This is a genomic window from Rhizobium alarense, from assembly GCF_021555155.1.
GTDB classification, from domain to species: Bacteria; Pseudomonadota; Alphaproteobacteria; order Rhizobiales; family Rhizobiaceae; genus Rhizobium_D; species Rhizobium_D alarense.
This window is the reverse complement of the sequence record NZ_JAKGBU010000055.1, coordinates 26,778-36,206: the sequence shown is the minus strand read 5'-3', so window position 1 is coordinate 36,206 and position 9,429 is coordinate 26,778. Positions and strand designations below refer to the sequence as shown.

10 protein-coding genes are annotated in these 9,429 nt (G+C 69.4%); 1 reads left to right on the top strand and 9 read right to left on the bottom strand.

Annotation, left to right across the window (positions count from 1 at the left end):
- The 9 genes from LXM94_RS17105 to LXM94_RS17065 all read right to left on the bottom strand — a co-directional run.
- Nucleotides 1-475: MFS transporter (locus LXM94_RS17105; protein WP_235772680.1), on the bottom strand; the 475-nt coding region annotated here is incomplete at its 3' end.
- A gap of 173 nt (nucleotides 476-648) precedes the next feature.
- Nucleotides 649-1,614, bottom strand: a complete 966-nt coding sequence (locus tag LXM94_RS17100; RefSeq protein ID WP_235772679.1) for a magnesium and cobalt transport protein CorA — start codon at nucleotides 1,612-1,614, stop codon at nucleotides 649-651.
- A gap of 119 nt (nucleotides 1,615-1,733) precedes the next feature.
- Nucleotides 1,734-2,423 (bottom strand): alpha/beta fold hydrolase, encoded by a 690-nt coding sequence (locus LXM94_RS17095; protein WP_235772678.1) that lies wholly within the window; start codon nucleotides 2,421-2,423, stop codon nucleotides 1,734-1,736.
- On the bottom strand, nucleotides 2,420-3,265 hold the full coding sequence (locus LXM94_RS17090; protein WP_235772677.1) for an MOSC domain-containing protein: 846 nt from the start codon (nucleotides 3,263-3,265) through the stop codon (nucleotides 2,420-2,422). The genes LXM94_RS17095 and LXM94_RS17090 overlap by 4 nt, the downstream gene beginning before the upstream one ends.
- 74 nt (nucleotides 3,266-3,339) lie before the next feature.
- Complete coding sequence (locus LXM94_RS17085; protein WP_235772676.1) at nucleotides 3,340-3,993, bottom strand: HD domain-containing protein; 654 nt, start codon at nucleotides 3,991-3,993, stop codon at nucleotides 3,340-3,342.
- Between the two features lie 55 nt (nucleotides 3,994-4,048).
- A complete protein-coding gene (locus tag LXM94_RS17080) occupies nucleotides 4,049-6,928 on the bottom strand; it encodes a DUF2339 domain-containing protein (RefSeq protein ID WP_235772675.1) in 2,880 nt (959 codons plus the stop codon).
- Between the two features lie 118 nt (nucleotides 6,929-7,046).
- Entirely contained in the window at nucleotides 7,047-7,556 is a 510-nt protein-coding gene (locus tag LXM94_RS17075) for a PaaI family thioesterase (protein ID WP_235772674.1), read from the bottom strand.
- Nucleotides 7,553-8,326 carry a DNA repair protein RecO gene (gene recO, locus LXM94_RS17070; RefSeq protein WP_235772682.1) on the bottom strand — a complete coding sequence of 258 codons (774 nt, stop codon included), beginning with the start codon at nucleotides 8,324-8,326 and terminating at the stop codon, nucleotides 7,553-7,555. The genes LXM94_RS17075 and recO overlap by 4 nt, the downstream gene beginning before the upstream one ends.
- A 160-nt stretch (nucleotides 8,327-8,486) precedes the next feature.
- Nucleotides 8,487-8,975, bottom strand: a complete 489-nt coding sequence (locus tag LXM94_RS17065; RefSeq protein WP_235772673.1) for an SRPBCC domain-containing protein — start codon at nucleotides 8,973-8,975, stop codon at nucleotides 8,487-8,489.
- Between the two features lie 70 nt (nucleotides 8,976-9,045).
- On the opposite strand from LXM94_RS17065, the gene LXM94_RS17060 reads away from it, so the two are divergent.
- Nucleotides 9,046-9,369, top strand: coding sequence for an ArsR/SmtB family transcription factor (locus tag LXM94_RS17060; protein ID WP_235772672.1), 324 nt, complete (start codon nucleotides 9,046-9,048; stop codon nucleotides 9,367-9,369).
- Nucleotides 9,370-9,429: the final 60 nt, after the last annotated feature.

Here is a 9,429-nt window from a genome sequence, read left to right as displayed (position 1 = left end):
ACATGCCGGCCGAGCCCGCCGCGGTGCAGATGCCGAAGGCCATGGAGCGCTGCTCCGGCGTGACGTTGCGCGCGAAGGCGGACAGCAGGATGCCGAAGGAGCCGGACCCGACGCCGAGGCCGACCAGCACGCCGCCGCCGACATGCAGCCAGAGCGGCGAGGAGCCGAGCGACATGAGAAAGAGGCCGAGCGCATAGACGAGGCCGGAGACCAGCAGCACGCGCCAGGTGCCGAACTTGTCGGCAATCGCGCCGAAGAACGGCTGGCTGAGGCCCCAGGCGAGGTTCTGCAGCGCCATGGCGAGGCCGAAGGTGGTGCGGTCCCAGCCGGTATCCTGCAGCATCGGAAGCTGGAAGAAGCCCATGGCCGAGCGCGGGCCGAAAGTGAGCACGGCGATGAGCGAGCCGGCGGCGATGATGAGCCAGGGCATGGGCCGGCTTCTGGCCGGCGCGGCGGTGACGGACGAAATGGACATGGCTTACTCCGGAGTGTCGGACGCCGAACCTACGTCCGCCCATCGATAAGCAAAAGCGAATTAATTTGAGCGGGCGATCAGCGAAATTGATGGATAGCGCGGCAAGCACCCGGCCGTCTTGAACATTCGTGCCACGCGACTCCGGCGGCGGCGCAGGCCGGCCGGCGGCGGCTTCACAGCCACTTGGCGCGCCTGAAGCGCCAGTAGAGCAGCGCGCAGAGGCCGGCGATGGCGCCGAGCACGACGAAATAGCCGTAGCGGGTCTGGAGCTCCGGCATGTTCTCGAAGTTCATGCCGTAGATGCCGGCGATCGCGGTCGGCACGGCGAGGATCGCGGCCCAGGCGGCGAGCTGCCGGGTGATGGTGCCCTGGCGCTGCTGTTCGAGCAGATTGCTCGCCTCGAAGACCGACATGATCACCTCCCGCAGCCCCGTCAGCATGTTGTTGACGCGATTGACATGGTCGAAGACGTCGCGGAAGAACGGCTTTGCCTCCGGATCGAGACAGGGCAGTTCGAGGTGAAGCAGCTTGCCGGTGACGTCGGTCGTCGGCGCCAGGATGCGCTGGAAGAGGATGACCTGCCGGCGCAGGCGGAAGAGGCGCCGGATCTGCTCGCGCTCGAGGAACGACGCGAGCATGTGTTTTTCCATGTCGAGCACATTGTCCTCGATCTGCTGCACGACCGGCTGGTAGCCGTCGACGACGAAATCGAGGATGGCGTGCAGCACATAGTCCGGCCCCTGCCGCAGGAGGAGCGGCGAGGCCTCGATCTGGGCGCGAAGCTCGGTATGGGCCCGCGTCGATCCGAGCCGGACCGAAATGACGTGATTGCGGCCGACAAAGATCGAGGTCTGCCCGTAGCTGATCTTGTCGCCGCTGATCTGCGCCGACTTCAGCGAGACGAAGAGCTCGGCGCCGAACACCTCGACCTTCGGTATCTGGTGTCGGTTCATCGCATCCTCGACGGCGAGCGGATGCAGTCCGAAGCCGCGCTGGATGAGCGCCATTTCCTCGGCGGTCGGTTCGTGAAGACCGATCCAGACGAACGCGCCCTCCTCCCCGGGCGGCCGCGCATCCGCCAGGTCGACGGCCTCCTGCCGGACACCGTCCTTGTAGCGGTAGGATGCGACAACGCCCATCGGCACATTCTCCTCGTCGGCGGATCGATTGCGCCGGATCGGATGAGCATTAGCGGATTCCGCGATTTGCCGTCCATGTCCAAATTGCGTAGCGGCGCAGCCGGGTGCGACAGAGCAGCTCAGCGCACGGCGGCGATGACCTCGGCCAGGATGGCATTCAGCCGCCCGGGGCGTTCGAGCGGCACGTAGTGGCCGCAATCCGGAACGATTTCGAGGCGGCCGCTACCGGCCTCGCCGGCCTGCGCCGCGCTCCTCTGCGGTCCCGGTGCCGGGTCGTCCGCCCCCGTCACCACGACGACCGGCCGCGTGAAGCCGGCGAGGAAGCCGCGGCGATCCGGCCGGGAATGGAAGACCTGCACGCCGCAGGCGATGTCGTTCGGCGACTGGCGAAGCGTCGTCGCCCGCGCCGCAGCCAGCGTGCCCGGCGCCGCCGCCGGCGACAGGAGCGGCGCCCAGAACCGGTTCCAGGCTGCCTCGAGCCCGCCCTCCCGAATCGTTTCCAGCGCCCGGTCGCGCAGCGCCGGATCAGGCCGGTGCCGCACCTTCGTGCCGATCAGCACGAGGGCCGCGACGCGTTCGGGCGCGGCAAGCGCCACCTCGACCGCGCAGGAGCCGCCGACCGAACAGCCGACAACGATCACACGATCGCTGCCGAGCGGTTTGAGCGCGCGGACGGCCCAGTCCTCGATACGATCGCCGAAGCCGTAGAGCGTCGGCGCATGGGTCGCTCCCGGCAGCAGCCCCATCTGCCCCGCCCACATGGAGCCGTCGAGCGGCAGTGCATGCAGCAGGAGCAGTTCCGCCCTCACCCGCGGACCTTCATCGGCCAGCGCTCGTCGCGCCGCTTGACGACGGTGACGGCGTCGCCGATCCTGAGCCGGCCCTCGCCGCGCGGTACGGCGTTCCAGCCGAACAGCACGCCCGGCACGCGTCGGTCGGCCGACATGCGCTTTTCGGCGAGACCCTGGATCGGGTTGCCGCCGATGCGCTCGCCCGTCGCCTGGTCTTGCGTCGTCATGATACAGCGGGCGCAGGGCTTGACGAGGTCGATGCGGACGCCGCCGATCTCGATCGCCTCCCAGAAGTCCTCGTCCCAGGCATCGTCGTGCCCGATCAGGACATTGGTGCGGAAACGCTCCATGCCGACAGGCTCCTGCCCCTTGTCGACGAGCGTGCGGTTGAGGTCGGCGAGCGATCCGGTCGTGGTGACGAGGATCGGGAAGCCGTCGGCGAAACCGACCGGCGCGGCGATCCCCGCCCAATCGGCGCCGACCGCCCGTTCGGCGCTCTCGTCCATGTGGACGAGCTTCACCGGGCGGCCGAACCAGTCCGACAGCACGTCGTTGACCGCCTCGTCGGCCACCGCGGCATTGACGCGGCTGTCCCAGACGCGCACGTCGAGCCGGTCGTCGGGATCGAAGGTCGCCGCGAGTTCGCGGCCGTCCATGGCGAGATGCAGGCCGCCGGCAATGGGATTGGCTTCGACGCGGGCGAGCGCCTGCAGTTCGCGCTGGGTGATGAAATGCCCGTCCGGCCCGACGATCATGAAGCGCCGGTCGCCGGCAAAACCGTCGACACGAAGGTCCGCCTCCGCGACGGGAATGGCCCGGCCGCTCTTCAGCGGATGGATGTTGAGGCCCGAGACGCGCATCCGGTTTCCTTCCGATTTTGATTCAACGACCTGCCGAACCGATTCAGCCGGCCACGAGAAAAGCATGGTTTTGCTCAGATTTCATCCAGCAGCATGGCACGGATGTCGCGGAGCCGCTGCTGCCGTTCAAGCGCGAGCGCCCGCCCCGTCGCCGTCTGGAACCCGTCGGCGAGCTTGAAGAGCTTCACCTCGAAATGGTCGATCGCATGGGCCTTGTCGTCGAGCGCACGGTTTTCCGCCAGGGGATCGAGCGGGTCGTAGAGCCCGCTTCCCATGCGGCCCGCAATGTAGAAGCAGCGCGCGGCACCGACCATGCCGATGGCGTCCAGCCGGTCGGCGTCCTGCAGGATCTTCGCCTCGATGCTGTCCGGCGTGAGCCCGGCCGAGAAGCTGTGCGTCAGGATCGCATGCGCGACGGCTTCGATCTCCGCCGCCGCCCAGCCGTGGCCGGCAAGCAGGCCGGCGGCCTTTTCCGCGGCGAGGCGCGAGGCCTGCGCGCGCTGCGGCGAATTCTTCTCGACCGCCACGCAATCGTGCAGCAGCACGGCGGCGGCGAGCAGGCGGGGATCGCCGCCTTCGCCGGCCCGGATGCGCAGCGCGTTCTTCCAGACCCGGATGAGGTGCGCCGCGTCATGCGATCCGTCGCCGGGCGCAAAGGCGTGCGGCAGCAGCATCTCGGCAAGCGCCTCGAGGGGCGCGAAGGCGGCGGCAAGGGAGGCAAAGGACATGGCGGGACTCAACGGGGCGAGGTCCACCCTTCCCTAGCCGCAACTCGCCGCCGCCTCAAGCCTCACCCGCCGGCGCCGGGGCGCCGCCCTTGCTCGTCAGGATCTTCTGGTAGAACAGGCCGATGCCGATCAGCACCGCGCCGAGGCCGATGAAGGAGAGCGCACGCAAAATGCCTTCGAGGTTCGACATGTCGACGAGGAAGACCTTGACGACGGCGAGCAGCACCAGGACGGCCGAGGCGAGACGCACGCTCCTGGCGTCGAAGCGGGAACCGAGCGCCAGCAGGCCGACGCCGAGCAGCAGCCAGACGACGGAATAGGTGTAGGTTTCGGCCTGCAGGAAGCCCTTCCAGTCGGCGATGCTCTCGCCGTGCCAGTAGCGCCGGACCGAGAGCGTCACCCAGGCGAAGGCGAGCGCCACGCCGGCAAGCGCCAGCATGATGACGTAGGGCAGCGGCCGGCGCGGCCGCGCATACCAGGCAAGCCCCGCATAGGCGAGGCCGGGCAGCAGGTAGCCGATCAGGAGCAGGTTGAAGAACGGGATCCGCCCCGTCAGCTCGCCGCTGAAATAGGGATTGAGGCCGATGAAATGGGCGCTCGCCACCGACAGCACGGACAGCACGCCGACCGCCATCGAGCCATAGCGGAAGACCGGGCTCGGCGACCTGAGGTCGAGCGACATCATGACCGCCGAGGCGCCGATGACGAGCAGCGTGTAGATCGACTGTTCGCCGAGTGTCGGCACGGAACTGTCGAGCACGCCGCCGTTCATCGCATGGCGCACGAGGATCGCCGCCGTCAGCAGCGCGAAAAGGCTCGCCAGCGCCTGCAGGAGGTTGCGCACCCTGACGCCGCGCCAGCTCCGCAGTTCCCAGGCGGAAAGCGCCAGAAGCAGGGCGGGAAGGCCGTAGCCGGCGAGAAGGGCGTTGAAGACCGGCGTCCTCGACAGGTTTTCCGCGCCGACGATCGTCGGCTCCCAGGCCATGCGCCCGCCGACCACCAGCGCCGCGCCGACCATGGCCCAGGCGAGCGCCGGCCAGCGGCGCAGCCGCGTCGCCATCAGGGAGGCGAAGCCGGCGACGGCGACGGCGAGCGTGGTGGCGAGCCCGTCCGTCATCGCGTGCAGCGCCAGCACCAGGAAGCCGAAGCTGCCGGCGACGAGCGCCCATTGCGGCACGAAAGGCTTCTTCCGGGCCGCCGGGCTGCGGGTCGCGCCTTCGGCGCCGGCAAGCAGCGCGGCGGCAAAGGCCAGCGCGAAGAGGCCGTGTTTCGGATCGAAGGTAAGGTTGCCGAAGACGAGGAAGGTGGTCGCCCCGATGGCAAGCGGCGGCAGCGCCATCAGCACGCTCCAGACCGCCGAGAATTCCCGTGCCCGGCGCAGGTGCAGGAAAAGCGCCGCGCCGCCGGCAAGGCCGAGGCCGGCGGCCAGCAGCAGGAGCAGGTTCACCGGCGCCGGCAGGACGGAGCCCGACAGCGGCACCGCCGTGTCGAAGGTCGGCGGCGCCACGCCGTCGAAGGCCTGGATGAGTGCCGTCGCCGGCGTCGCCGCGATCATCGCCGTGCCGGCGAGCGCGCCGATGGCGGCAAGCACCGCCGGGTAGATGGCGAAGGTTCGGAACGCGCCGAGCAGCGCCAGCGCCAGCACGAGCGCGACGAAGGCATAGGCGGCGACATCGAGGCCCGCGACCATCGAGGCGAGCACCATCGCCGGAAAGAGCGCCGCAAGGCCGGCGGTCAGCGAGATCGCCATGTGCGGCGGGGCGGACAGCGCCTCCCACGGCCCCATCCGGTAGCCGGCGGGCAGGTGTGCGCCGGCTACCGGGGCCGCATCGGTCGCCGGCATCGCCGCGCCGGCCGCGGGCGAGACGTCCGCTGCGGTCGGGCCCGGCCAGACGAGGCCGACGCCCGCCAGCATGACGAGCAGCGACAGCACGACCGGCAGGACCTCGACCGTCTCGACGCCGGTCAGGTAGAGGATCGCCCAGAGCGCCAGCCCGGCATTGCCGAGCGACGGCACGACCTGCCAGCGCCGGAGCCTGGAGGCCGCGAGCGTCGCAACCCAGGCGACGGTGAGATAGCCGAAGAGGCCCCAGGGCCTGGGCTCGCCGGTCGCGACCAGCATGGGCGTTGCGACGGCCGCGAGCAGGCCGAGGCCCGCGAGCGCCTGGCCGTGCAGCAGCGACAGCGCCGTCGTCGCGAGGCCGATGGCGGCGAGCACCACAAAGGCGGTGAAGGGCCCGAGATAGCCGTAGAATTCATGGGCCGCATAGGTGACGCCGAACAGCGTCAGCGCGCCGGCCGCGGTCAGGATGCCGGGGATCATGGCATTCTGGAAGGCGTCGGCGACGAGCGGCTCGCTGCGCCGGCGGATCACCTCGCCGCCGGCGACGAGCACGAGGCCGAAGAGCGCCGCCAGCGACAGCCGGACGGCCGGGCTGAGCAGACCGGCCTCGATCGAATATTTCACCATGAAGACGCCGCCGAGCGCGAGCGCGATGCCGCCGACCCAGACGGCCCAGCGCGCGCCGATGCGGCTTTCCAGGCTTTCGCGGGCCGCCAAGGCGGGCGGCGCATCGCCGCGCGGCGTCCCGCCCCGCTCGCCCGGCGACGATTCCTCCGCCGTGGCGGATGCGGGCGCCTCGGCCTCGCCGAACACGCTGCGCCCCCGGCGCGCCGCCTGCCACGGGCCCGCGAAGCCGGACGCATCGTCTTCCGCGGCCTCGAGCGGTGCCGCCGCCTCCCCCTCCGTCGCGTCGGCCGGTGCCCGCGCGGCGGCGTGTTCCTCCGCAGGCGTTGCGGGCCGCGGGAGTTTCAGCGCCTCGACCTCGCGGGACAGGGCGCGGATCTTCTCCGACAGGCGCCGCTCGGTGCCGCGGGCGATATTGAGCGCGACGATCGCGACGACGATGCTGACGAGAAAGAGGATTTCGAGCATGGAGACTCCCTGAGCGGAAGGCGGACTTTAGGCCGGTTTGACCGGGACGCAACCATCCGGACGTTTCAGGGCGGAGATTCCATTGACGGCGGCGGCAGAAACGCCGCGCCGCCGCAACTCACCGCATCAGGTTCTCGATCGGGAAGATCGCGCAGGTCTCGGTGCCGTGGGCGAGCAGCTTGCCGCTGCCGTCGCGCAGCCAGGCCTCGGAGGTGGCGATCGTGCGGCCGCGGTGGACGATCTTCCCCTCGCAGAACACCTCGCCCAGGCCGGGCACGACCGGCCGGACGAGATGCACCTTGAACTCGACGGTCGTATAGGCCTCGCCGGGCTTCACCACGGAAAAGACGGCGCAGCCGAGCGCCGAATCCATCACCGTCGCCGTCCAGCCGCCGTGCACGGTGCCGAGCGGATTGAGATGATCGCCATCCGGCAGGCCCGCGAAGACGACGCGGCCCTCCTCCACCTCGGTCAGGGAGAATTTCAGCGTCGCGGCCATCGGCGGCGCCGGCAGGTCGCCGGAAAGCATCGCCTTCAGCACCGAAAGCCCGCCGTCGCGCTTCACCACGTCGAGCGGCAGCGTGCCGATGCCGCCGACGGCCATGCCCGGATAGATGTCGATCGTCATGCGGTAACCCTGTCTGGATGGGGATCGGTTTCGCCCGGTCTTGCCGCGAGCGCCTTCAGCACCGCCTGGACGAAGCCGTGGCGGGCGCTCGCAAGCTCGAGGCCGCGCGGCTCGCAGACGTGGCGGTTCAGGAAGAAGGCGGTCAGCCGGAAGGCGTCGTCGAGGGCTGCGGCATCGGCGGCGTGCCGCTGCTCGTCGCCGAGAAAGGCCGGCAGCGCCAGCATCCTGCCGGCATAGGGCGCCCCCGCCGCGCGGCTGACGGCGCGGCCGGATTTCGGCGAGACGTAGCAGAGGTCGTCGCGCGCGCCGGTCGCGGCGCATTCGGCAAGGTCGAGGCCGAAACCGAGGTCGTTCAGCACGGCGAGCTCGAAGCGCACGAAAAGTTCGCCGGCATCGGCCGGCTCGTGCAGGTGGCCGAGGATGATGCCGAGCATGTCGTAGAGATGCGGGTGCGGATCGCGCTCCGGCAGGAAGCGCAGCGCCGCCGCCATCGCCTGCACGCCGTAGACGGCGGTCGCCGTTTCCATCAGCCGCGCCGCTCGCAGTTCCAGCGGCTCGATCCGGAAGTCGCCGAGATGCTCGTCGAGCCGCGCCCGCCAGGTGACCTCGACCGAATTGCCGGGCTGCAGCACCGGCTGCATGGTGCGCGAACGCCCGCCGCGCACGAGGCCGAGATGGCGCCCGCGGCCGCGCGTCATCACTTCTGCGATGACCGAGGTCTCGCCATGGCGCCGGACGCCGAGAACGATGGCTTCGTCGCTCCACTGCATGGGGAGAGGCATACGCCTTCGCCTGCCGGGCCGCAAGCGGCGGAAAGGCCCGTCGCGCACGCGGCAGCAAGGCGGCGCAGCGCCACCGCGGGCCCTGTCTCCGCCGTCATGCCACCTCTTTTCAGGCGCGTGACGAAACGTGCGCTGTACCGGCGCCAGCTCAGACGAAATCCTGCTGCTCGGAGGCGACGACGCCCTTGAGCTCGCTCGGATAGTAGCCCTGGCGCAGGTTGATGCCATATTCCAGGTAAGCCTTCATGCAGGCGAGCATCTGCGACCAGCCCTCGCAGTTCATGTAGGAACTCTTCTGGCCGCGGTCGTTCTCCCGCCAGCCGCTTTCGGCGATCGTCACCATCGTGCCGCCGTCGTCGAGCGGCTGGAAGCGCATCTCGACGCGGGTCCTGTAGGGGTCCTCGCCCTCCTCGACCATCGCATCCCAGCGGAAGACGATGCGGGCGTTCTGCTCGACCGTGTCGACCAGGACCGGCGCCATGTTCCACCAGGTCACCGTCGCGCCCTCGACCATCGGCCCGCTCGCGCCGCCGATCGTCGTGAAATAGCCGCTCAGCTTGTCCGGATTGACCACCGCGTCGAAGACCTCCGCCACCGGCTTGGCGATGCGTCCGTTCACGCGAAATTCCAGCGTCATGCCGTCCTCCTTCGGGCAAAACCCGCCCCTGAACCTTGTACCCGCCCAAAATATGTTATAAAAACATAACATGTCAAGCGAATCAAAAGAGGACGCCGTCTTCAAGGCGCTCGCCAATGCCAGGCGGCGGCAGATGCTGGATGCGCTCAAGGCGGCGCCGCTGACGACGGGCGCACTCTGCGAGCGCTTTCCGGAGATGGACCGCTGCACGGTGATGCAGCACCTCAAGGTGCTGGAAGACGCCGGCCTGGTGATCCCGAAGCGCGAGGGCCGCGAACGCTGGAACCACCTCAACGCCCTGCCGATCCAGGCGATCCACGACCGCTGGATCAGCCGGTATGCGGGTCATGCGATGAACGTGCTGTCGGCGCTGAAGGGGGAACTGGAGGGGTGACGGCAGGGTACCGAAACCTCCAACTCAAGATTTCATGCTACGATAGACTTCGACAAGGTT